At 55.5% G+C, this 24,368-nt stretch carries 20 protein-coding genes and 1 riboswitch; of the genes, 10 read left to right on the top strand and 10 right to left on the bottom strand.

The annotated features are described in order from the left end of the window. The first annotated feature begins 114 nt into the window (after positions 1-114). From AC2CGP_RS19325 to AC2CGP_RS19305, 5 genes are all read left to right on the top strand, one after another. Entirely contained in the window at positions 115-1,392 is a 1,278-nt protein-coding gene (locus AC2CGP_RS19325; protein ID WP_045367746.1) for an L-cysteine desulfidase family protein, read from the top strand. A gap of 83 nt (positions 1,393-1,475) precedes the next feature. Beyond that, positions 1,476-2,216 carry an AzlC family ABC transporter permease gene (locus AC2CGP_RS19320; RefSeq protein WP_045367743.1) on the top strand — a complete coding sequence of 247 codons (741 nt, stop codon included), beginning with the start codon at positions 1,476-1,478 and terminating at the stop codon, positions 2,214-2,216. After that, on the top strand, positions 2,209-2,529 hold the full coding sequence (locus AC2CGP_RS19315) for an AzlD domain-containing protein (protein ID WP_015368778.1): 321 nt from the start codon (positions 2,209-2,211) through the stop codon (positions 2,527-2,529). Before AC2CGP_RS19320 ends, AC2CGP_RS19315 begins: the two co-directional genes overlap by 8 nt. A gap of 20 nt (positions 2,530-2,549) precedes the next feature. Next, entirely contained in the window at positions 2,550-2,930 is a 381-nt protein-coding gene (locus AC2CGP_RS19310) for a Rid family detoxifying hydrolase (protein WP_045367741.1), read from the top strand. 107 nt (positions 2,931-3,037) lie between these two features. Further along, the gene (locus AC2CGP_RS19305; RefSeq protein ID WP_101739690.1) at positions 3,038-3,517 is read left to right on the top strand and encodes an acyltransferase; all 480 of its coding nucleotides are present in this window, start codon (positions 3,038-3,040) and stop codon (positions 3,515-3,517) included. 49 nt (positions 3,518-3,566) lie between these two features. Here the strand turns inward: AC2CGP_RS19305 and pgi are convergent, their stop codons facing one another. Continuing rightward, positions 3,567-5,216: a glucose-6-phosphate isomerase gene (pgi, locus tag AC2CGP_RS19300; protein WP_020079879.1), complete on the bottom strand. Its 1,650-nt coding sequence runs from the start codon at positions 5,214-5,216 to the stop codon at positions 3,567-3,569. A 340-nt stretch (positions 5,217-5,556) separates the two neighbouring features. Next, a riboswitch (Lysine riboswitch) is annotated at positions 5,557-5,790 on the top strand. A gap of 183 nt (positions 5,791-5,973) precedes the next feature. Here pgi and lysC point away from each other — a divergent pair. The 3 genes from lysC to AC2CGP_RS19285 all read left to right on the top strand — a co-directional run bounded on the left by lysC (position 5,974) and on the right by AC2CGP_RS19285 (position 8,747). Then, complete coding sequence (gene lysC, locus AC2CGP_RS19295) at positions 5,974-7,323, top strand: lysine-sensitive aspartokinase 3 (RefSeq protein ID WP_015704032.1); 1,350 nt, start codon at positions 5,974-5,976, stop codon at positions 7,321-7,323. A gap of 97 nt (positions 7,324-7,420) precedes the next feature. Then, on the top strand, positions 7,421-8,350 hold the full coding sequence (gene panS, locus AC2CGP_RS19290; protein WP_020079882.1) for a ketopantoate/pantoate/pantothenate transporter PanS: 930 nt from the start codon (positions 7,421-7,423) through the stop codon (positions 8,348-8,350). Positions 8,351-8,474: 124 nt separating this feature from the next. After that, the gene (locus AC2CGP_RS19285) at positions 8,475-8,747 is read left to right on the top strand and encodes a YjbD family protein (RefSeq protein WP_020079883.1); all 273 of its coding nucleotides are present in this window, start codon (positions 8,475-8,477) and stop codon (positions 8,745-8,747) included. Here AC2CGP_RS19285 and rluF read toward each other — a convergent pair. Continuing rightward, a complete protein-coding gene (rluF, locus tag AC2CGP_RS19280) occupies positions 8,744-9,622 on the bottom strand; it encodes a 23S rRNA pseudouridine(2604) synthase RluF (protein ID WP_015368793.1) in 879 nt (292 codons plus the stop codon). The two genes, AC2CGP_RS19285 and rluF, sit on opposite strands and share 4 nt — an antisense overlap. A 61-nt stretch (positions 9,623-9,683) precedes the next feature. After that, positions 9,684-9,929 carry a YmjA family protein gene (locus AC2CGP_RS19275; protein WP_015368794.1) on the bottom strand — a complete coding sequence of 82 codons (246 nt, stop codon included), beginning with the start codon at positions 9,927-9,929 and terminating at the stop codon, positions 9,684-9,686. Between the two features lie 145 nt (positions 9,930-10,074). On the opposite strand from AC2CGP_RS19275, the gene pepE reads away from it, so the two are divergent. Continuing rightward, complete coding sequence (gene pepE / locus AC2CGP_RS19270; RefSeq protein WP_484502443.1) at positions 10,075-10,764, top strand: dipeptidase PepE; 690 nt, start codon at positions 10,075-10,077, stop codon at positions 10,762-10,764. A 70-nt stretch (positions 10,765-10,834) separates the two neighbouring features. Here pepE and AC2CGP_RS19265 read toward each other — a convergent pair whose 3' ends face one another. After that, positions 10,835-12,466, bottom strand: a complete 1,632-nt coding sequence (locus AC2CGP_RS19265; protein ID WP_015368796.1) for a Na/Pi cotransporter family protein — start codon at positions 12,464-12,466, stop codon at positions 10,835-10,837. Positions 12,467-12,596: 130 nt separating this feature from the next. Further along, on the bottom strand, positions 12,597-16,280 hold the full coding sequence (metH, locus tag AC2CGP_RS19260) for a methionine synthase (protein WP_015368797.1): 3,684 nt from the start codon (positions 16,278-16,280) through the stop codon (positions 12,597-12,599). A gap of 195 nt (positions 16,281-16,475) precedes the next feature. Between metH and iclR the strand changes: the two genes are divergently transcribed. After that, positions 16,476-17,306 (top strand): glyoxylate bypass operon transcriptional repressor IclR, encoded by an 831-nt coding sequence (gene iclR / locus AC2CGP_RS19255; protein ID WP_015368798.1) that lies wholly within the window; start codon positions 16,476-16,478, stop codon positions 17,304-17,306. A 51-nt stretch (positions 17,307-17,357) separates the two neighbouring features. On the opposite strand, the gene aceK is transcribed toward iclR, so the two are convergent. The 5 genes from aceK to AC2CGP_RS19230 all read right to left on the bottom strand — a co-directional run bounded on the left by aceK (position 17,358) and on the right by AC2CGP_RS19230 (position 23,886). Then, positions 17,358-19,142, bottom strand: coding sequence for a bifunctional isocitrate dehydrogenase kinase/phosphatase (aceK, locus tag AC2CGP_RS19250; protein WP_015704022.1), 1,785 nt, complete (start codon positions 19,140-19,142; stop codon positions 17,358-17,360). Positions 19,143-19,242: 100 nt separating this feature from the next. Next, positions 19,243-20,547 (bottom strand): isocitrate lyase, encoded by a 1,305-nt coding sequence (gene aceA, locus AC2CGP_RS19245; RefSeq protein WP_015368800.1) that lies wholly within the window; start codon positions 20,545-20,547, stop codon positions 19,243-19,245. Between the two features lie 31 nt (positions 20,548-20,578). Next, positions 20,579-22,180, bottom strand: a complete 1,602-nt coding sequence (gene aceB, locus AC2CGP_RS19240; RefSeq protein ID WP_032715427.1) for a malate synthase A — start codon at positions 22,178-22,180, stop codon at positions 20,579-20,581. A 260-nt stretch (positions 22,181-22,440) separates the two neighbouring features. Then, positions 22,441-23,370: a homoserine O-acetyltransferase MetA gene (gene metA, locus AC2CGP_RS19235; protein ID WP_015368802.1), complete on the bottom strand. Its 930-nt coding sequence runs from the start codon at positions 23,368-23,370 to the stop codon at positions 22,441-22,443. A 126-nt stretch (positions 23,371-23,496) separates the two neighbouring features. Continuing rightward, positions 23,497-23,886 carry a YjaA family stress response protein gene (locus tag AC2CGP_RS19230; RefSeq protein ID WP_032715425.1) on the bottom strand — a complete coding sequence of 130 codons (390 nt, stop codon included), beginning with the start codon at positions 23,884-23,886 and terminating at the stop codon, positions 23,497-23,499. Positions 23,887-24,368: the final 482 nt, after the last annotated feature.

The raw sequence follows: 24,368 nt of genomic DNA, 5'->3' as shown, positions 1-24,368 counted from the left end.
AAAATTTTTCTCTAATCCGCATTATTTATATGGCTATTAGGGTAAGATTTTTCTCATCCTTTGTCTTAGCATTATCGCAGCTGAATAAAATTTAATTTTGGACATTAAATCATTATGAATACCGATAACGCTTCCCTGTACGTAAAATGGCTCAAACAAGAAGTTGCCCCGGCTTTAGGTTGTACTGAACCCGTCGCTATTTCCTTCACTGCCGCCTACGCCGCACAATATCTGGATCAGCCTTGCACCAGAATTAGCGGTTTTATTTCCGCCAATCTCTATAAAAACGCGATGGGCGTGACTATTCCCGGCACCACCGTTTGCGGTGTAGCGCTGGCCGCCGCAATTGGCGCATTCGGCGGCAACCCGCAAAAGGGATTAAAAACGCTGGAAGATATCACCCCGCTACACGTCGAAATGGCGCAGAAGCTGATCGCCAATAATGCCGTTGATATTGCTGTCGAAGAGACCCCGGACTTTATTCATCTCGATTTAACTCTCTCTGCTGGCGAGAATAACTGTCGCGTCGTGGTGAAAGGAACCCACACCAACGTGGTCGAACTTTATATTAATGGCCAGCAGCAGCCATTAAGCGCAAAACAGAATGCGAGCGCCCAGCACGAAACGTTGCCCACATTTTCGCTACAGCAGGCTTACGAATTTATTAATAGCGCCGACTTTAATGATATTCGCTTTATTCTCGAAGCCGCGCGCTTAAACTCCGCGCTGGCGGCAGAAGGCAAAACCAAAAAATATGGCCTGAACATTAACGGTACCTTTGCTGACGCCGTGAAAAACGGCCTGATGAGCAACGATCTGTTAAGCAAGGTGATCATCGACACCGTCGCCGCTTCAGATGCCCGCATGGGCGGCGCGCCGGTGGTAGCGATGTCTAACTTTGGTTCGGGCAATCAGGGCATTACGGCAACCATGCCGGTAGTGGTGGTTGCAGAGCATCTCGGCGCCGATGAAGAGACCCTGGCGCGCGCTTTGTCTCTATCTCATCTCACCGCCATCTCAATTCATTCTCGTTATACGCGCTTATCTGCGCTATGCGCGGCCTCAACCGCCGCCATGGGCGCCGCCGCCGGGATGGCCTGGCTATTTACTCGCGACATCAACACCATTAACACCGCGATTATTAATATGGTCAGCGATATTACCGGCATGATTTGTGATGGCGCCTCTAATAGCTGTGCGATGAAAGTCTCATCTGTGGTATCCAGCGCCTTTAAGGCAGTACTGATGGCAATGCAAAATAGCTGTGCTGGCGCCAATGACGGTATTGTCTGCGCCGATGTCGAGCAGACTATTAATAACCTGTGTCGCCTGGTGATTAAACCAATGGCCCTCACCGATAAAGAAATCATCAGCATCATGGTCGCTAAATAATAATATTTAACGGGCCTGAACATTCAGGCCCTGATTAACCTACCCTACCCACACTATTATTTATAAATTAGCAGGTATAGCAGATGAATAAAAAAGTCATCTTACGCGGCGCCAGCGCCATTATGCCGCTGTGCATCGGCGACTTTCCATTTTCATTTATTGTCGGCGCATTAAGCGTCAGCGCCGGAATGAGCGTCTGGCAGAGTACGGCGTGGTCGGCGATTGTTATTGCCGGTTCGGCGCAAATGCTGGCATTAAATATGCTTAAAACCGGCGCCACGCTCGGGGTTATTATATTCACCACATTAATAATTAACCTACGTCACGTACTGTACAGCGCCTCTATTTCCGGTACCGTCCGTGAAGCATCGTTCTTTAAAAAATGCTTTATGTCCTACGCGCTGACCGATGAAGTGTACGCCACCACCGTCAAAGAGATGGAGGGCAATAAGCAGGATAAGTATCTGTTTTATGGCTCGGCGATGATCACCTTCTGGGCGATTTGGGTACTGGCCGATTTCCTCGGCGCGCTGGTCGGCGCCTCATTCCCGAATATTGAAAAGTATGGTCTGGATTTCGCCATGGTCGCCGCCTTTATCGCCATCGTGGTGCCGCAAATAAAAAGCCAGGCCTGTACCGTCGCCGCCGTGGTGGCCGCCGTCTCCGGCGTGCTGTTGGTCATCCTGCCCTACTCCCTGGGTATTGTCGTCGCCTCAGTACTTGGCGTGCTCGCCGGGCTGTGCGTCGACCTGGCTGAAGAACGTAAACAGGCAGCGATGGCCGAATCCGACATGCCGTTCGTGGAGGCGCTGGAACATGAATAATAGCTACTTTATCGCCCTGACTTTGGGTATGGCCGCCGTGACCTTCCTGATCCGATTTTCGTTTATCGGCCTGGCCGGAAAAATCCAGATGTCCGAGCGGGTGACCAAAACGCTGCGCTTCGTCCCGGTCACCGTCCTGCCGGCCATTATCACCATTCAGATCCTTAGCGTGAATTCCAGCATGGAGTTCGACTTAAAGAATCCGAAGGTGATCGCCGCCATTATCTGCACGCTCGCCAGCTTCCGTTTAGGCCTGGTGTGGGTGGTGGTGAGCGGCGTCGGCTCGCTGGTGTTGTTGAATTACTTTATGTAACCGTTTGAAGGATAACCCGTATGATTATTACCACCGCTGACGCGCCTGCCGCTATCGGCCCGTACGTGCAGGGCGTCAATCTCGGCGCGATGACCATCACCTCCGGTCAGCTGCCGATTAATCCGCTGGACGGCACCATGCCCAGCGATATCGCCGAACAGGCGCGGCAATCGCTGGAAAATGTGAAAGCCATCGTTGAAGCAGCCGGACTCACGGTCGGGCAGATTGTTAAAACCACGGTGTTTGTCAAAGACCTGCAGGATTTTGCCGCCATCAACGCCGCCTATGAGGCCTTCTTTACCGAACATCAGGCCGCCTTTCCGGCGCGCTCCTGCGTGGAGGTCGCAAGACTGCCGAAAGACGCCGGCGTCGAAATCGAAGCCATCGCCTTCGCTCGTTAATCTCCTGGCTGGGGGAAAACCTCCAGCCTCCTTCCCACCGTTTTTCGCCGTTCCTCCTTGCTCATTTTGCAGGCACTATACGATGAGATCTGAACGAGGAACGCAGCATGTCGAATAAGCCAAATATTCCCCCTTTTACGCTTCGCGATACTGGCGTTCGCAACGTCATTTGCGGCGAAAACGTGGTCATATACCAGCCCGCCAACCTTTATGATTGCCAGCTTGACGATAACGTCTTTGTCGGGCCGTTCGTCGAGATTCAGGGGCACACGCGCATCGGTGCGGACAGCAAAATCCAGTCCCACAGTTTTATCTGCGAGTACGTCACCATCGGCCAACGCTGTTTTATCGGCCACGGCGTGATGTTCGCTAACGATATGTTCCGCGATGGCAAACCGAATGCCGACCGCGACAGTTGGGGGCGCATTGAAATCGGCAATGACGTGTCTATCGGCAGCGGCGCCACCATTCTGGCGGTGAGTATCTGCGATGGCGTGGTCATCGGCGCCGGGAGCGTGGTGACAAAATCCATCACCGAGAAAGGCGTTTGGGCGGGCAACCCGGCGAGGCTGCTGCGGCGACTATAAATAAAAATGCCGACCCGAGGGTCGGCATTAAGGTTTAATTGCGCAGCGCTTATGCGCGCCAGGCTTTATAACGGTTAATCAGGCCGTTGGTAGAGCTGTCGTGGCTGCTGACGTCCGCGCCATCTTTCAGTTCCGGCAGGATACGGTTAGCCAGCTGTTTACCCAGCTCAACGCCCCACTGATCGAAGGTGAAGATGTTGAGGATCGCGCCCTGGGTGAAGATTTTGTGCTCATACAGCGCAATCAATGCGCCCAGGCTGAACGGGGTAATTTCACGCAGCAGGATGGAGTTGGTCGGACGGTTGCCTTCGAACACTTTGAACGGCACCACGTGCTCAAGCTGAGCCGGATCTTTACCCTGATCGCGATATTCCTGCTCAACCACTTCGCGGGATTTACCAAAGGCCAGCGCTTCGGTCTGAGCGAAGAAGTTAGACAGCAGTTTCTGATGGTGGTCAGACAGCGGGTTATGGGTGATAGCCGGGGCGATGAAATCGCACGGTACCATTTTGGTGCCCTGGTGGATCAGCTGATAGAACGCGTGCTGACCGTTAGTCCCCGGCTCGCCCCAGATGATAGGGCCAGTCTGGTAATCCACGACGTTGCCGTTACGGTCAACGTACTTACCGTTGGATTCCATGTTGCCCTGCTGGAAGTAAGCGGCAAAGCGATGCATGTACTGATCGTACGGCAGAATTGCTTCGGTTTCGGCGCCGAAGAAATTGTTGTACCAGATACCAATCAGCGCCAGCAGTACCGGCAGGTTTTTCTCAGCCGGCGTGGTAGAGAAGTGTTTGTCCATGGCGTGGGCGCCGGACAGCAGCTGAACGAAGTTGTCGAAGCCGACGGACAGAATGATAGACAGACCGATGGCGGACCACAGGGAGTAACGACCGCCGACCCAGTCCCAGAACTCAAACATGTTAGCCGTATCGATACCGAACTCGCCAACCGCTTTACCGTTGGTGGAGAGCGCCGCGAAGTGTTTCGCCACGTGTTTCTCGTCGCCCGCGGTCGCCAGGAACCAGTCACGCGCGCTGTGGGCGTTGGTCATGGTTTCCTGAGTGGTGAAGGTTTTAGAAGCCACCAGGAACAGCGTGGTTTCCGGATTCACCGCTTTCAGCACTTCGGCGATATGGGTGCCATCAACGTTAGAAACGAAGTGCATGTTGAGGTGGTTTTTATACGGGCGCAGCGCTTCGGTCACCATGAACGGGCCGAGATCTGAACCACCAATACCGATGTTCACCACGTCGGTGATCGGTTTGCCGGTATAGCCTTTCCAGCTACCAGAGATAATCGCTTCTGAAAAGGCTTTCATCTTCTCCAGTACAGCGTTGACTTCCGGCATCACATCTTTGCCGTCAACCACAATTGGCGTATTGCTGCGGTTGCGCAGTGCGACGTGCAGTACCGCGCGGTCTTCGGTACGGTTAATTTTTTCACCGGAGAACATCGACTTGATAGCGCCGGCCAGATCGGTCTCTTTCGCCAGATCCTGCAGCTTAGACAGCGTCTCTTCAGTGATGCGGTTTTTGGAGAAGTCCACCAGCATCAGATCGTCAAAAGTGGCGGAGAATTTAGAGAAACGATCGCTATCTTTGGCGAAAAGCTCGCTGATAGTGACGTCTTTCATTTCATCGAAGTGTTTCTGTAATGCCTGCCATGCAGCGGTCTGCGTTGGGTTGATATTTTTCATTAGCAATACTCTTCTGATTTGAAAAATGTGACTTCGGTCGATTGTAGCCTCAGCGGCGGAAAATTGTGATGATTTTTGTGTTATGCCGTTGACGGGGGTCAGAAATAGGGTAAAGAGCTCCCATATTATAGCGATCATTAGGCTTTTTTCTGTTATCCGCCGATGCATGAAAAATCCGCATAACCCTGTCGTTGACATACCCGTCCGGAAGCCTTTATATAGCTGAACTGCCTACGGAACCGTAGGTATGTATTGCTCGCGCATTTCACGCTACAGCGAAGAGTATCGCTGGGGGGTATAATGACCAGTCTCCCCCCAGGCATAGTGAAAGACGTCAGTAATTGCCAGAAGAGGTGCGTTGCCCAGGTAACCGTATTGGAGGAACCAGTCCGGGGAAAATACGTGAGGGGGAGCAACGCCGAGGCGCACAGGCATCTGGTTAAGTCTGTCGCCGGCCACAGGGGCTGAATCCCCTGGGTTGTCACCAGAAACGTTCGCAGTCGGGCGTTTCATACTCGCGAACCGATGCGCGTCATCGGCGAACGGGTCTACAAGGTGGAGCACTTCTGGGTGACATCGTAGTTTGTTTATCGCTCTGCGCCCACCCTACTTTTCGCTCTTCCCTTGTGCCATGGCTGAGTTAATTTGGCCTGGCTTATTAAGACATTTTGTAGCGCTCCGGTTATTTCCAGCCCGAACCAGGAGCGGTTGTTCAGGAATCGTTTTAATAAGTCAGGCCCCCTGACACGAGGTTGTTATGACAGATTTAGTTGTTGCTAAGTTCGGCGGCACCAGCGTGGCCGATTTCGACGCGATGAACCGTAGCGTCGACGTCGCGCTGCTGGATGCGAATACCCGCGTAGTGGTGTTATCCGCATCGGCTGGCGTTACCAATATCTTAGTTGCTTTAGCGGCAGGGCTGGAACCCACCGAACGTTTCGCTAAGCTCGATGAAATGCGCCAAATCCAGTTCAATATTCTGGAGCGTTTACGTTATCCCAACGTTATTCGTGAAGAAATTGAACGTCTGCTGGAAAACATTACTACCCTGGCGGAAGCCGCCTCGCTGGCCAGCTCGGAAGCCTTGACCGATGAACTGGTGAGCCACGGCGAACTGATGTCCACCTTACTGTTCGTTGAGATCCTGCGCGAACGCGGTATTGCGGCGCAGTGGTTCGACGTACGTAAAGTGATGCGCACCAACGATCGTTTCGGCCGTGCCGAACCGGATATCGCCGCGCTGGCGGAGCTAACGCAACAACAACTGGCGCCGCGCCTGCAAGAAGGCCTGGTTATTACCCAGGGCTTTATCGGCAGCGAAGCCAAAGGACGCACCACTACCCTTGGTCGCGGCGGCAGCGACTATACCGCTGCGCTGCTCGGCGAGGCCTTAAACGCCAGCCGTGTGGATATCTGGACCGATGTCCCAGGGATCTACACAACCGACCCGCGCGTCGCGCCCGCGGCGAAACGCATCGATGTGATCGCTTTCGCTGAAGCCGCGGAGATGGCCACGTTCGGGGCCAAGGTATTGCATCCGGCCACCCTGCTGCCGGCCGTACGCAGCGATATTCCGGTATTCGTCGGTTCCAGTAAAGAACCTAAAGCCGGCGGCACGCTGGTCTGTCATAAAACCGAAAATCCACCGCTGTTCCGCGCGCTGGCGCTGCGTCGTCGTCAGACGCTACTGACCCTGCACAGCCTGCATATGCTGCACTCCCGCGGCTTCCTTGCTGAAGTGTTCGGTATTCTGGCGCGGCATAATATTTCCGTCGATCTGATCACCACCTCGGAAGTGAGCATTGCGCTGACCATGGACACCACCGGTTCTACCTCCGCTGGCGATACCCTGCTCACCCAGGCGCTGCTGACCGAGCTCTCTTCGCTGTGCCGCGTCGAAGTGGAAGAGAATCTGGCGCTGGTCGCCCTGATCGGCAACGAGCTGTCGAAAGCCTGCGGCGTCGGTAAAGAGGTGTTTGGCGTACTGGAACCGTTCAATATCCGCATGATCTGTTACGGCGCATCCAGCCACAATCTGTGCTTCCTGGTACCGGGCGACGATGCGGAGAAAGTGGTGCAGAAGCTGCATCATAATTTGTTTGAATAATATTCTTTTGCGCGATAAAAAATACCTATAGCCGGGCTCGAACCCGGCTTTTTTATAACAACATCAACACAACAAACACTGTCGCAAGGAATACACTATGCTCGCCACGCTTACGCGGCTGTTCCCCTTATGGGCGCTGCTGCTCTCCGTCCTGGCTTATTACACGCCAACCACTTTTACCCCTATCGGCCCGTGGGTCACCACACTGCTGATGCTGATTATGTTCGGCATGGGCGTCCATTTGAAGCTGGACGATTTTAAGCGCGTGCTGTCACGTCCGGCGCCGGTCGCTGCGGGAATTTTTCTGCATTACCTGGTGATGCCGCTCGCCGCCTGGCTACTGGCGCTGCTGTTCCACATGCCGCCAGAACTCTCCGCCGGGATGGTGCTGGTCGGCAGCGTCGCCAGCGGCACGGCATCCAACGTCATGATCTACCTGGCGAAAGGCGATGTCGCGCTGTCGGTAACCATCTCTTCCGTTTCTACGCTGGTTGGCGTGGTTGCCACGCCGCTGCTGACGCGCCTGTACGTTGATGCGCACATTCAGGTCGATGTGATGGGCATGCTGCTAAGCATCCTGCAAATCGTGGTGATCCCAATCGGCCTCGGTCTGATTGTCCATCACCTGTTGCCAAAAGTGGTAAAGGCGGTGGAACCCTTCCTTCCCGCCTTCTCCATGCTGTGCATCCTGGCGATTATCAGCGCCGTGGTCGCCGGTTCCGCATCGCATATCGCCTCGGTTGGCCTGGTAGTCATCGTGGCGGTCATTCTGCATAACGCCATCGGCCTGCTCGGCGGCTACTGGGGCGGGCGCCTGTTCGGTTTTGATGAATCCACCTGCCGCACCCTGGCGATCGAAGTGGGTATGCAAAACTCCGGCCTCGCCGCGGCCCTCGGGAAAATCTACTTCGGCCCGCTGGCCGCCCTGCCCGGCGCGCTGTTCTCGGTATGGCATAACCTTTCCGGCTCGCTGCTGGCGGGTTACTGGTCCGGTAAGCCGACGACCAAAAAAGGCAACCAGCGCTAATCGTATACGTCCGGGAAAATGCCCGGACGTGTCTTCCCTTCCTTTGCATTCTCGCAAGGGTAAGCTATCGGTAATTCACCTATTGCCGTACACTGGGTTCTCTGGTCTGATTGAGGGCACCACCATGGCACTCCCCCGCATTACACAAAAAGAGATGACCGAGCGCGAACAGCGCGAATTGAAAACGCTGTTGGACCGCGCGCGTATCGCGCACGGCCGCCCGCTGAGCAATGCGGAAACGAACAGCGTAAAAAAGGAATATATCGATAAGCTGATGGCGCTGCGCGAAGCGGAAGCGAAGAAAGCCCGCCAGGCGAAAAAACAGCAGGCTTACAAAGTAGACAAAGAGGCGACATTTTCGTGGTCGGCGAATACGCCGACCCGCGGCAGGCGTTAGCGGCCTTTCTTTTTACGTCCCGGCTGAGCGAAACGTTTACCGTTCGAGGCCGGGCGGCCTCCTTTATCGTTGGTTTTTTCCATCTTCACCACCGGGCGTTTGATCCCGGCGGTCGCCGCTTTGGCCTTCGGTTTAGCTTTTGGCTTCGCTTCGGAAGAGGAGTTTTCAATCAGCTTGAACAGGTCGATCAGCTCATCATCGGTTAAATCGCGCCACTCACCCAGGGGAATGCCCGTCAGGCTAACGTTCATAATGCGCGTCCGCTCCAGCTTCGTGACTTCATAGCCGAAATGCTCGCACATGCGGCGGATCTGACGGTTTAACCCCTGAACCAGCGTAATGCGGAACACGAACGGCGCTTCTTTCTTGACCTTACATTTCTTGGTCACGGTACCAAGAATCGGCACCCCCGCGCCCATGCCACGAATAAACTCATCGGTAACCGGCTTATCGACGGTGACCAGATACTCTTTTTCGTGGTCGTTGCCGGCGCGCAGGATTTTGTTGACCAGATCGCCATGGTTGGTCAGGAAAATTAACCCCTGGGAGTCTTTATCGAGACGGCCAATCGGGAACACACGTTTACTGTGGTTCACGAAGTCGACGATATTATCGCGCTCGCCATCTTCGGTAGTGCTGACAATACCTACTGGCTTATTCAGCGCAATCAGCACCAAATCATCGGCTTCTCGCGGCTCAATCAGCTGACCGTTGACTTTCACCACATCGCCCGGCTTCACCTGATCGCCAATGGCGGCGCGCTTACCGTTGATAAAGACGTTGCCTTGTTCAATAAAGCGGTCCGCTTCGCGACGCGAGCAAATCCCGCTTTCGCTGATGTATTTATTTAATCGAGTAGATGAGTCGGTCAGCATAGTTTCTCCTTTGACAGCGAAATATACCTCACCTTACTGGCGATAAAAAACAGGGATAGCGTTATTCATTACCCCATTGATTGAGGAAATTGGCGATATCGTCGATACGCTGTTCGGCAATGCCTGCTTCACGGGCCATCTCCTGCTGCGCTTCCTCGCTGATCTCCTCGTTATTCATTAAGCGCGTAATCAGCAGCTGGAAGTAATGCGCCAGACAATCGCGCTCGGAATCTTTTACCGCTTCTGCGCACTCCGTCGAGTACTCATCCACGATGTCATAATATTTCAGCGGTATTTCATTGTTCATAGGTCGTCTCCGGGGTGGCTAGCATCTGCGCTTTCGGCCCCGATGATAGCATTCAGCTTATCTGCACCGTGAGCCATATCAGCGCCCCGACGCCGGGCCAATGATAGAATCGGCGTCAAATGACATGTTTACACAGGATGAAAAGATGGAACTGCTGTTACTGAGTAACTCAACGCTACCGGGCAAAGCCTGGATGGAACATGCGCTGCCGCTGATTGCCGGCCAGGTCAAAGGCCGCCGTTCGGCGGTATTTATTCCCTTCGCCGGGGTGACGCAAAGCTGGGATGATTACACCGCCAAAGCTGCCGCAGTCATGGCGCCTATGGGCGTCAGCGTGACCGGTATTCACAGCGTCGCCGACCCTATCGCCGCCATTGAAAACACCGAGATAGTTATCGTCGGCGGCGGGAACACCTTCCAGCTTCTGAAAGAGTGTCGCAGCCGCGGGCTGCTGGCGCCGATTGTCGATGTCGTCAAGCGCGGAGCGTTGTATATCGGCTGGAGCGCGGGATCTAACCTCGCCTGCCCGACCATTCGCACCACCAACGATATGCCAATTGTCGATCCTCAGGGGTTTGACGCGTTAGGGCTGTTCCCGCTGCAGATTAACCCGCACTTCACCAACGCGCTGCCGACCGGGCATCAGGGTGAGACCCGCGAGCAACGTATTCGCGAATTGCTGGTCGTGGCGCCGGAATTAACGGTGATTGGCCTGCCGGAGGGGAACTGGATTCAGGTCAGCGACGGACACGCCACGCTCGGCGGCCCGAACCCGACGCTGTTGTTCAAAGCGGGAGAAGAAGCGGTAACCCTGGCCGCGGGACACCGTTTCTAGGCTGGTTTGGCGAACATTACCCGGATAGCGGCGTGTTGCGCCTTATCCGGGCTACCCTGCGTAAATCCCGCTAATAATCATCCCGCTCGTCGTCTTCATCCGGCTGCTCCATCACGCTATAGGCAACAGCGCAGAACAGCGAGTTCAGACGCTTCATATCGCCCAGCAGCGCCAGATGCAACGTACTGGTTTCAATACTCTGCACGTTTTGCTGATGCAGGCGGTCAACATGCGCGTGCGAGTAACGGCGGTTAAGAATACGAAAACGGTGCTTACTGCGGCGCAACCGACGGGCGCTCGGCACGTCGCCGGAAAAGAAGACCGACATTGCCAGCTGCAGGTTACTAAGCAGTAGCTCGTATAACGCATCCAGCTCTTTTAGCCCCTCGACGGAAAATGCGCGCCGCGCCGCCAGTGATTTATCGGCGATCTCGCTGCCCATTCGCTCGACGATGTCAGACGCCTGCTCCAGGTTGAGCGACATCTCGATAATTTCCGCCCAGCGGCGAGACTCCTCTTCCGCCAGCTCGTCCTTCGGCATCCGCGCCAGATAAAGCTTAATCGCCGTATACAGCACGTTGATATCGTCCGCCATCCGCCGCAGCTCTTTCTCTTCGCGCGGCTCGCCGTGCATCACCTTGCGCAGGCTTTCCAGCATCTGCTCCATGGCGTCGCCGATACGTAGGGTTTCACGCGCGGCATTGGCCAACGCCAATGCCGGCGTATCCAAAGCCGAGGGATCCAGATGCTTCGGCTTGAGATGGTTATCCAGCTCCGGCTCATCGCGGATCAGGCGTTTACACAGATTCGCCATCGGCCCGGCGAACGGCACCATCGCCACACAGCGAATCAGGTTGTAGAAGACGTGGAAGTAGATGACCAGCTCCGACTCTTCCAGCGGCAATTTGTGCATGACATCCGCCAGTACGTGCACAAATGGCAAAATTATCAAGCTCCCCACCAGCTTGAACAGCAGGCTGCCAAGCGCCACCCGCCGCGCCGCCGCGTTGGCGCCGCTGTTGTTAAGCATCGCCAGCAGACCTGAGCCAAGGTTAGCGCCGATGACCAGACATAGCGCCACCGGGAAAGAGATCACCCCGGTGCCGGTTAACGTTGCGGTCAGCAGCACGGCCGCCAGGCTGGAGTAACTGATAATGGCGAACACGGCGCCAATCAGCGCATCCAGCATGATATCGCCGGTCAGCGAGGCGAAAATCACCTGAACGCCGTTGGCCTGGGTAATCGGATGCACCGCCTGGACGATGAGCTCCAGCGCCAGCAGGATCAGCCCGAGGCCGATACCCACCCGCCCAAGCTGACCCGCGCGCGTCTGTTTACGCCCGAGGAAAAAAATAACGCCGATAAATATCAGCAGCGGCGATAGCCAGGAGAGGTCGAAGGTCAGTACCCTCGCCATCAGCGCCGTCCCCACATCCGCACCCAGCACCATGACCAGCGCTGGCGCCAGCGCGACCAGATCCTGGGCCACAAACGACGTCACCAGCATGGTGGTGGCGTTACTGCTCTGCACCAGCGCGGTGACGCCAATCCCCGCGCAGAAGGCGAGCGGTTTTTTCTCCACGCTACTGCTGAGCACGGTACGCAGGCGTGCGCCAAAGACGCGCATCACGCCGGTGCGCACAATATGGGTACCCCACACCAGTAGGGCTACGGCGGAAAGTAGGTGTAACAGCGTTAACACAGAATCAGCTTCTCCTTATCGTTATAAGTGTTCCTGAGGTTTAAACCTCCCTTCAGTATAAGGGGTTAACTTCAATAAAGAGACAAGGCGCTCAAAGAGCGCCTTGTTTGTTGTAACGAAACATATTTCGTTAGTCAGCATCATAGCCGAGGTTAGGGGCGAGCCAACGCTCAACTTCCGCCGCCGTCATCCCTTTACGCAGGGCGTAATCTTCCACCTGGTCGCGCTGAATCTGCGCCACGGCGAAGTACTTACTATCAGGATGGCTGAAGTACCAGCCGGAAACCGATGCGCCAGGCCACATGGCGAAGGACTCGGTGAGCTTCATGCCGGTATGCGCTTCCACATCCAACAGTTCCCAGATGGTCGCTTTCTCGGTGTGTTCCGGGCAGGCCGGATAACCGGGCGCCGGGCGGATCCCCTGGTAATTTTCGCGGATCAGCTCTTCATTGCTGAGGTTCTCATTGGCCGCATAGCCCCAGTAAACCTTACGCACTTTCTCATGCAGATACTCGGCGAAGGCTTCCGCCAGACGGTCAGCGATGGCCTTAACCATGATCTTGTTATAGTCGTCGTGCTGCGCTTCATAGGCTTCCGCCAGCGCGTCTTCTTCCAGCCCGCCGGTTACCGCGAAAGCCCCGATATAGTCCGCTTTACCGCTTAGCTTCGGCGCGACAAAATCGGCGAGGCAGTAGTTCGCGAAGCCGACTTTTTCAGTTTGCTGGCGCAGGTGATGGCTGACCGTCAGCACGTGGGTGCGGGTTTCATCACGATAGATTTCCACGTCGTCGCCAACGCGGTTGGCCGGGAACAGCCCGACCACGCCGCGCGGGTTGAGCGTTTTTTCGGCGCTGAGTTTATCCAGCAAATCGTTGGCGTCTTTAAACAGGCGTTGCGCCTCTTCACCCACCACTTCATCTTCCAGGATACGCGGATATTTACCCGCCAGCGACCAGGTCATAAAGAACGGCGTCCAGTCGATGTAGTTACGCAGCGTTTCGATGCTGGCTTCCACCTCCTGCACGCCCAGGCGATGGACTACCGGCGGCGTGTAGCTCTCCCAGTCAAACGCCAGATCGTTTTCCCGCGCCGCCTGCAGAGTCACCGGCGGCGTGCGCGGCTTTTTACGCCCGTGCTGGATTCGCACGGTTTCATACTCTTTACGGGTACGGGCGACAAAATCATCGCGCTGGGTTGCCGACAGCAGGGCTGAAACCACGCCTACGGTACGCGAGGCGTTCTGCACGTAGACCGTCGGGCCACTGTAGTTCTGTTCGATTTTCACCGCGGTATGGGCTTTCGAGGTCGTCGCTCCGCCAATCAGCAGCGGAATGGTAAAGCCCTGACGCTCCATCTCTTTCGCCACGTTGACCATTTCGTCCAGCGACGGCGTGATAAGCCCGGAGAGACCAATCAGATCGGCGTTTTCCTCGCGCGCGGTACGCAGGATTTTCTCTGCCGGCACCATCACGCCGAGATCGATAATTTCGTAGTTGTTGCACTGCAGCACTACGCCGACGATGTTTTTACCAATATCGTGTACATCGCCCTTCACGGTGGCGATCACCATCTTACCGTTGCTGGAGCCCTGTTCTTTGCTGGCTTCGATGTAAGGTTCGAGGTAGGCCACCGCCTGTTTCATCACCCGCGCGGATTTTACCACCTGCGGCAAGAACATTTTGCCTTCGCCGAACAGATCGCCGACCACGTTCATGCCGTCCATCAGCGGCCCTTCAATCACCTCAATCGGCCGTTCGGCCTGCTGGCGCGCCTCTTCCGTATCCTGCTCGATAAATTCGGTAATCCCTTTGACCAGCGAGTATTCAAGACGCTTTTTCACCTCCCAGCTGCGCCATTCCGCCTGCTGAGCGTTCGCGCTATCGTCCGCTTTGCTGCCGCGATATTTTTCCGCCAGCTCAAGCAATCTTTCGGTACTGTCATCGCGGCGGTTAAGGATTACATCTTCAACCGCGTCACGCAGCTCGCCAGGCAGATCGTCGTATATCGCCAGCTGGCCGGCATTGACGATGCCCATATCCATACCGTTGCGGATAGCGTAGTAGAGGAAGACGGCGTGGATCGCTTCACGTACCGGATCGTTACCGCGGAACGAGAACGACACGTTGGAGACGCCGCCGGAAATCAGCGCATGCGGCAGCTCGCGTTTGATGTCTTCGCAGGCGCCGATAAAGTCCTGAGCGTAGTTGTTGTGCTCTTCAATACCGGTGGCGACGGCAAAAATGTTGGGGTCGAAGATGATATCTTCCGGCGGGAAGCCGACCTCTTCGGTGAGGATTTTGTAGGCGCGACGGCAAATTTCGATTTTGCGCTCGCGGGTATCGGCCTGGCCTACTTCATCAAAGGCCATGACCACCATTGCCGCGCCATAGCGGCGAACCAGCTTAGCGTGATGAATAAAGGGTTCGACGCCCTCTTTCATCGAGATCGAGTTAACGATGCCCTTGCCCTGAATGCACTTGAGCCCTTTTTCGATGACTTCCCACTTGGAGGAGTCGATCATAATCGGCACGCGGGCAATATCCGGTTCACCCGCTATCAGGTTGAGGAAACGCACCATCGCCGCTTCGGCATCGAGCATCCCCTCATCCATATTGATATCGATAATCTGCGCGCCGCTTTCCACCTGCTGGCGCGCCACGTCCAGCGCTTCGCTGTATTTCTCTTCTTTGATTAAGCGCTTAAATTTAGCGGAGCCGGTGACGTTGGTCCGCTCACCCACGTTGACGAACAGACTATCATCGCCGATGTTCAGCGGCTCCAGGCCAGACAGACGGCAGGCGACCGGCAGTACCGGCAGCTGGCGCGGCGGCAAGCCTTCTACCGCCCGGCTCATGGCGGCGATATGTTCCGGAGTGGTGCCGCAGCAACCGCCGACGATATTAAGGAAACCAGCCTGCGCCCATTCGCGAATTTGCGCCGCCATGGTGTCGGCATCCAAATCGTATTCGCCGAAGGCGTTCGGCAGTCCGGCGTTCGGGTGCGCGGTAACGTAGCATTCGGCGATCCGCGAAAGCTCCTGCACGTACTGGCGCAGCTCATCCGGCCCCAGCGCGCAGTTCAGGCCAAAGGTCAGGGCATCGGCGTGGCGCAGCGAATTATAGAACGCTTCGGTCGTCTGCCCGGACAGTGTACGTCCGGAGGCATCGGTGATAGTGCCGGAAATCATAATCGGCAACTCGACACCGAGCGCCTCAAATTCTTCTTTGACCGCGAAAATCGCCGCTTTGGCGTTCAGGGTGTCAAAGACCGTTTCAATAAGAATGAGATCCGAGCCGCCTTCCACCAGCGCTTTGGTGGATTCACGATAGGCGGCCACCAGCTGATCGAACGTGATATTCCGAAATGCCGGATCGTTGACGTCCGGAGAAATAGAAGCGGTGCGGTTGGTCGGCCCGAGCACCCCCGCCACATAGCGCGGTTTTTCCGGCGTACGCGCGGTCCACGCGTCGGCGCTGGCGCGGGCCAGCTTTGCGGCGGCAAAGTTGATTTCCGCCGACAGGGATTCCATTTGGTAATCCGCCATCGCGATGGTTGTCGAGTTGAAGGTATTGGTCTCGATAATGTCCGCGCCGGCGGCGAAATAGGCGTCGTGGATCTCGCGAATAACCTCAGGCTTGCTGAGGACCAGCAGGTCGTTATTGCCTTTCAGGTCGCACGGCCAATCGGCAAAGCGTTCGCCGCGGAAATCCTGCTCACTCAGACGATAGCCCTGGATCATGGTGCCCATACCCCCGTCCAGAACCAGAATGCGTTCTCTTAACTGCTGATGTAATTGTTCTACTTTGTTACTCACACAGACTCCCGACAGCGCTCAACTCAGACCAAAAAGCCAACAAACCATACTGGCATAAACCAACCTGCCGGAAAAGGAAACCTGCAGCAACATGAGACAAGTTCAACTTCACTCCTCCGATCAGTCTGGTTGTGATTGCATTATCGCCAAATAAAACGAAAATCATTTCCACGATACAGAAAAAAGGAGTTCATCATGGCTACCCCGGTTCCCGCCAAACGCGGCAGAAAACCCGCCGCTGCCGCCCCTGCCGCGCAAGCTGGCGGGCAAGTGCAGTCGCTTACCCGCGGCTTAAAACTGCTTGAATGGATTTCTGAATCGCATAGCAGCGTCGCGCTCACCGAACTGGCGCAGCAGGCGGGACTGCCTAACTCCACGACCCATCGTCTGCTCACCACCATGCAGCAGCTCGGTTTTGTCCGCCAGGTCGGCGATCTGGGGCACTGGGCGATTGGCGCGCATGCGTTTGTCGTCGGCAGCAGCTTCCTGCAAAGCCGCAATCTGCTGGCCATCGTCCATCCTATTCTGCGCCAGCTGATGGAAGATTCCGGCGAAACGGTCAACCTGGCGGTGCTGGATAAAAGCGATCATCAGGCGATTATCATTGACCAGGTGCAATGTACGCAGCTGATGCGCATGTCGGCGCCGATTGGCGGCAAATTGCCGATGCACGCGTCAGGCGCCGGAAAAGCGTTTCTGTCGCAGTTGAGCGAAGAAGAGGTCACCACGCTGCTACATCGGAAAGGGCTGCACGCTTACACCCACGCCACCCTGGTTTCTCCGGTACATTTGAAAGAGGATTTGGCCCAAACGCGTAAACGCGGCTATTCATTTGATGATGAAGAACATGCGCTGGGGCTGCGCTGTATCGCCTCCTGCATTTACGACGAACACCGCGAGCCGTTCGCCGCTATCTCCATCTCCGGGCCGATTTCGCGCATGACCGATGACCGGGTGACCGAGCTTGGCGCGCTGGTTATTAAGGCTGCAAAAGAAGTCACGCTGGCATACGGCGGGGTTAAATAATAAAAATGCCCCAAAGGGGCATTTTTAGTAGGCCTGATAAGCGTAGCGCCATCAGGCAGATCGGCGCACCTTGCCGGATGGCGGCGTAAACGCCTTATCCGGCCTACTGTCGGCGCCATAGCGCACGCTAAAACGCTGCCTACGCCGGTAAGCATAAACATCTTCCACGTGTCCGTTTTTAATTCGCGTCTGTAATTCGCGCCAGTAATCGGCACGCAGCAAATCGGCGTGCATTTCCTCCAGTAATGGTCCGATCCGCGGATCGGCGCACAACCAGTGACGGAACTCTTCCGGGAAGACATCGCCAGGGGACACGCTATACCAGGGTTCACTGGCCAGCTCATCTTCCGGATAGCGTGGCGGCGGAATATCGCGGAAATTCACCTCGGTCATGTAGCAAATTTCATCGTAATCGTAGAATACTACCCGCCCGTGGCGCGTGACGCCGAAGTTTTTGAACAGCATGTCGCCGGGGAAGATATTGGCGGCCGCCAGTTGGCGAATGGCATTACCATACTCTTCTACCGCGTCGCGCAGCGCCTGGCCTTCCACCTGCTCCAGCCAGATATTGAGCGGCACCATCCGTCGTTCAATATAAAGATGGCTGATGGCAATGCGATCGCCGAGGTCGGTCAACTTATTTCCCGCTTCCGCCTGCAACAGCGTCATCAGCTCGGGCGCAATTTGCCGCTTATCGAGCACAAAGTTTTCAAATTCCTGAGTATCCGCCATTCGCCCGACGCGGTCGTGTTCTTTGACCAGCTGATAGCAGGCGCGAACGTGGGCGGCGGTCATCTCTTTTTGCGGCGCAAAGCGGTCTTTAATCACCTTAAATACCCGGTCGAATCCCGGCAGGGTAAAGACCAACATCACCATCCCACGGATGCCAGGCGCTTCGATAAACTGCTCATCGCTGCGGGTAACATAGTGCAGGTACTCGCGATAACTTTCCGTTTTAGCATGCTTCTGGCAGCCAATCGCCATATATAGCTCGGCGGTAGTTTTTCCCGGCAGAATCTCGCGCAGCCATTCAACCAGCGCCGCGGGCAGCGGCGCGTAGACCATGAAATAGGAGCGGGCGAAACCAAAGACGATACTCGCCTCGGCGTGGGTCGTCAGGCAGGTATCCACAAACAGCTGACCGTCATCGCTACGATGTATCGGCAGCAGGAACGGCAGCGTCGCCATCGGCGTAATCAGTTTACCCACCAGCCAGGCGGCTTTATTACGGTAAAACAGCTCATTCGCCACCTGCAGATGCGACTGCGACAGCAACTCGCCGCCAAGCGCTTCGCGTAAATGACTGACGATATAACCGATATCACGCCCTTTGTTTTGCCACGGCAGGCGCAGCGGCAAATCGGCAAGCAGGTTATGCATCAGGTATTCCCAGCCCCGTTCGGGATAAAAGTCCTTCGCCAGCGGTCGCGAAATCGTGCGAAAACGCCGTTCCGGCTGGGAGCTGAAAATAAAGAGCCGCTCGGGGGTCAGCGAGCGGTGGTCAAACAGTCGGCAGTAGACCGAGTTGAAAAAGCTCTCCGCAATTTCAAAGCGAGGGTAATCCGGCAAAAGTTGGGTGTACTGCTGTTTCACCCGCAGAAGAAAATCGACGTCGGTACTTTTCCCTTCGGTAATACAGCGCAGCTGTTCTACCACCAGACCCACGTGGTGATCGTAGAGGTGGATACGCTGCTTCATCGCCTGCTGCACGGCGTGCCAGTCCGCTTGTTCGAAGCGCTGCTGTGCGCCGGAAGTGACTTCCAGAAAACGCCCGTACTGGGCGTCGAATCCCTGTAAAATGGTTTGGGCAATCAGTAGTTCCAGGCCACGCGTCATCGCTTTCCCCCATCCGGCACAACATCATGCCGGATGGCGCGTTCGCTTATCCGGCCTACACCTTTGTAGGCCCGGTAAGCACAGCGCCACCGGGCATTGCTTAAAACTGCGATTCTTCGGTCGAGCCGGTCAGCGCCGTTACCGACGAGGTCCCCCCCTGGATAATGGTGGTCACTTTATCGAAGTACCCGGTACCCACCTCCTGCTGATGCGACACGAAGGTGTAGCCTTCCGGCCCGGCAGCAAACTCCGGCTGCTGAACTTTTTCGACGTAGTGACGCATGCCTTCACCCTGCGCGTAGGCGTGGGCCAGGTCGAACATGTTGAACCACATGCTGTGAATACCCGCCAGGGTAATGAACTGGAATTTATAGCCCATATCCGACAGCTGCTGCTGGAAGCTGGCGATGGTTTTATCGTCGAGATTTTTCTTCCAGTTAAAAGATGGCGAGCAGTTATAGGCCAGCAGCTTGCCCGGGAAGCGGGCGTGGATCGCCTCGGCAAAACGACGCGCCTGTTCAATGTCCGGTTTGGAGGTTTCACACCATACCAGGTCAGCGTAAGGGGCGTAGGCCAGGCCGCGGCTGATTGCCTGTTCGATTCCGGCATGGGTGCGATAAAAACCTTCGCTGGTGCGATCGCCGGAGATAAACTCGCGATCGTAAGGATCGCAATCCGAGGTAATCAGGTCAGCGGCATCGGCGTCGGTACGGGCGATAAGCAGCGTCGGCACGCCCATCACATCCGCCGCCAGGCGCGCGGCGACCAGCTTCTGAATCGCCTCTTGTGTCGGCACCAGCACCTTGCCGCCCATATGTCCGCACTTCTTCACCGACGCCAGCTGATCTTCGAAATGCACGGCCGCTGCACCGGCCGCAATCATCGATTTCATCAGCTCAAAGGCGTTCAGCACGCCGCCAAAACCGGCTTCCGCATCGGCGACGATCGGCAGGAAATAGTCGATAAAACGCGGATCGTTCGGCTCAATCCCCGCCGCCCACTGGATCTGATCGGCGCGACGGAAGGTGTTATTGATCCGATCAACCACCGACGGAACCGAGTTAGCCGGGTACAACGATTGATCCGGGTACATACTGGAGGCCAGGTTGGCGTCGGCGGCGACCTGCCAGCCAGACAAGTAGATGGCTTCAATGCCCGCCTTCGCCTGCTGCAGCGCCTGACCGCCGGTTAACGCGCCAAGGCTGTTGATATAACCCTTTTTCGCTTCACCATGCAGCAGACGCCACATTTTCGCCGCGCCAAGCTGCGCCAGCGTGCATTCCGGGTTCACCGAGCCGCGTAACTTCACCACCTCTTCCGCGCTGTATGGGCGGGTAATGCCTTCCCAGCGCGGGTTCGTCCACTCTTTGTTTAATTCTTCGATTTGTTGGGTACGGGTTTTCATGTGCAGATGCTCCATATTGTGATGGGGTGAATTACGCCAGCAGGCGGTAACCTGGCAACGTCAAGAAGTCGATCAGTTCGTCGGAAGTGGTGATTTGCTCCATCAGCCGTGCCGCATCGTCAAAGCGACCGTGGCTGAAGCGGTGTTCCCCCAACTCTTCCTGAATCACCATCAGCTCTTCAGCCAGCCACTGGCGAAACAGCGCCTTGGTAACCGGTGTGCCGTCGTTCAGGGTTTTCTGATGATGGATCCACTGCCAGATAGAGGTACGTGAAATCTCAGCCGTCGCCGCATCTTCCATCAGGCCGTAAATCGGTACGCAGCCGTTGCCGGAGATCCAGGCCTCGATGTACTGCACCGCCACGCGGATATTGGCGCGCATGCCGGCTTCAGTACGCTCGCCCTCGCAGGGAGCCAGCAACTGCTCGGCGGTAATCGGCGCGTCGTCATTGCGGGTAACAAACAGCTGGTTAGGATGTTCACCCAGTACGCGGTTAAAGACATCCATTGCCGTATCCGCCAGTCCCGGATGCGCAATCCAGGTGCCATCGTGGCCATTGTTAGCCTCCAGCTCTTTATCGGCGGTGACTTTATTCAGCACCTGACGATTGCGCTCGGCGTCTTTGCTCGGGATAAACGCCGCCATACCGCCCATCGCGAAGGCGCCGCGCTTATGGCAAGTCTTAATCAGCAGGCGTGAATAGGCACTGAGGAAGGGCTTATCCATCGTCACCACCTGGCGATCCGGCAGGACACGATCGGGGTGGTTTTTCAGCGTCTTGATATAACTGAAGATATAGTCCCAGCGCCCGCAGTTCAGGCCGACAATGTGGTCGCGCAGCGCGTGCAGGATTTCATCCATCTGGAACACTGCCGGCAGCGTTTCAATCAGCAGCGTGGCCTTAATGGTGCCGCGCGGCAGTTCAAAGCGATCCTCGGTAAAGCTGAAGACTTTGCTCCACCATGCCGCTTCCTGCCAGGCCTGGGTTTTCGGCAGATAGAAATAGGGGCCGCTCCCTTTCGCCAGCAGAGCCTGGTAGTTGTGGAAGAAATAGAGCGCAAAATCGAACAGACTGCCGGGAATCGCCTCACCACGCCAGGTAACGTGTTTTTCCGGCAGATGCAGGCCGCGAACGCGGCAGACCAGAACCGCCGGATCGGGCTGCAACTGATAAATTTTCCCCGCTTCGTTGGTGTAGCTGATGGTGCCATTGACCGCATCGCGCAGATTGATTTGGCCATCAATCACTTTGTGCCAATCCGGCGCCAGCGAGTCTTCGAAATCAGCCATAAAGACTTTAACGTTAGCATTCAGGGCGTTAATTACCATCTTGCGTTCAACCGGACCGGTAATTTCTACGCGGCGGTCCTGTAAATCGGCCGGAATACCTCGAATCTTCCAGTCACCATTACGAATGGAAGCCGTTTCCGAAATAAAATCAGGAAGATTACCCTCATCAATGGCCTGCTGTTGCTGAACGCGTGCTGCCAACAGTTGATTACGCTCAGGCGTAAAACGGCTCACCAGTTCCGCCAGGAACTCCACCGCTTCCGCAGTCAGAATTTGCTTCTCCTGCTCGCCATAAGGCTGGCTGAAGGCCAGTTCATCGGTCATTGTCGCCTGGTGCGTCATTGTGCAGCTCCTCTTGGTTGATCCTGGTAGCGCGAACGAAAGATCGTTGTCTGCTTTTCGCTCAGCACAATTAAGACTACTCAAGAATTTTCCAAAATCAAAAACAATTTCCATTTTCAATTTAAAATTTATACAACATCTTGATAACAAAGAAATTAAAGTTTAAATAGAAGGGGAAGTGATTTTCGGAAATAAAAAAGGCACCCGAAGGTGCCTGAGGCGAGATGCTGAAACGCTTTAGGATCGTACGCGCTGGTAGATTAATCCAGCGTGGGATTCATATGTCGCAGATCGTATGGCGTGATTTGGTAGACGTAATAGTTAAGCCAGTTGGCAAACAGGAGATTGCCATGACTGCGCCAGGTCGCCCGCGGTTTATTGTTTGGATCGTTATTCGGGAAGTAGTTGTCCGGAAGCTGTGGCGCTAAACCTGCCTCCAGATCGCGGAAGTATTCACTTGCCAGAGTATGCGGATCGTATTCAGGGTGACCGGTAACAAAAGCGATACGCTTGTCTTTGCTGGCGAACAGATAGGCATCGCCATCTTCGGTTTCAGCAAGAATATCGAGGTCGGTGTAGTCACGAATCAGCCCGGCCGGGAAGTCGGCATAGCGCGAATGAGGCGCAAGGAAGGTGTCATCAAACCCGCGAGTCAGCAGCGCATGCGGGTGCAAAATATGGTGTTCATAAACGCCAGAGATCTTTTCGGTACGAGTTTGCTTAGGGATGCCATACAGAATATTCAGTGCCGCCTGTACCGCCCAACAGACAAATAGCGTTGACGTGACATGATCCTTAGCCCACTCCAGTACCTGTTTAATCTGCGGCCAGTAGGCAACATCATTAAACTCGACCAGCCCCAACGGCGCACCGGTAACAATCAGACCATCGAAGTTCTGCTCGCGAATATCTTCGAAATTGCAGTAAAAGTTATTCAGGTGCTCCGTCGGCGTATTACGCGACTCACGCGCATCGATGCGTAGCAGCTGGATATCAACCTGCAGCGGCGAGTTCGACAGCAGCCGCAGGAACTGATTCTCCGTCTCGATCTTCTTGGGCATCAGATTGAGAATTAACACCTTCAGCGGGCGGATTTCCTGAGTTGTAGCACGCGATGTGGTCATCACGAAGACGTTTTCATCGCGCAAGAAATTGACGGCCGGTAGCTCGTCCTGCACCCGAATTGGCATAGCTGTATCACCTCATTACATACGTATAAACGTTTAGACATCCAGATAGCTGACAATAACCAGGAATAAACAAAATGTCGAGTCTGCAAGCGGAAGGTGAGAAAGTTTCAATATCGACAACAGCCGTCAGGACGTGGAATTAGCCAGCAACGCACGAACTTCAACATCGTTGCGTACATGGCTGCTGCAGCGAACTTCAAGCTGGCGGTAACGCATTGATACGGCGCTGGCAACCATTTCCATTATTGCGCGCTCTTCGACTTGTGATAACCCTCCTTCATTTAACTCCATGGCATCGACCAGAATGCGAAAGCGCTTCCTTTTCAGCAAACGCGCCAGCCAGTTTTCGCCTTTTTGTTGTTGGATCAGGGGATATAAGACGTCATGCGCGGCAAAAAACTGTGCCACGAGGAGACGTTGATTGCTAAATGCCCCGCTGCCACTGTATTCGCGGTTATCATCGAGGTTGCGTACGGTCATTCGGTTTTTATACAACGAGATATATAAGATGGTCACGCGTCCTTTCCTGTTTCAGCAAGATCCTGAGAGGATAATAACAGCTGACAGGAGACTTTAGACGCTCCGTATCAAGTTTCGGAATAGGGCGTGGGATTTCCCCGGAGGCGGTGCTGCGCACCTTTTCCGGGCTACGGGTCTGTAGCCCCGGTAAGCGCAGCGCCACCGGGGAAGATGGCGGCGCGTCTGGCCGCAAAACACCAAAACAAAAGGCCCGGTCTTCCGGCTGAGCCTTTCGTTTACGTTGCTATGACCGCGGCTTTCCCCGGAGGCGGTGCTGCGCACCTTTTCCGGGCTACGGGGTCTGTAGCCCCGGTAAGCGCAGCGCCACCGGGGGATGCCATCGTGTCTGGCCGCAAAACACAAAAACAAAAGGCCCAGTCTTTCGACTGGGCCTTTCGCTTTATTTGATGCCTGGCAGTTCCCTACTCTCACATGGGGAGACCCCACACTACCATCGGCGCTACGGCGTTTCACTTCTG

The sequence above is a fragment of the Klebsiella sp. SYXHC3 genome, assembly GCF_057196925.1.
The sequence above is the reverse complement of the archived record's forward strand: the minus strand, read 5'-3'. Positions and strand labels throughout refer to the sequence as shown.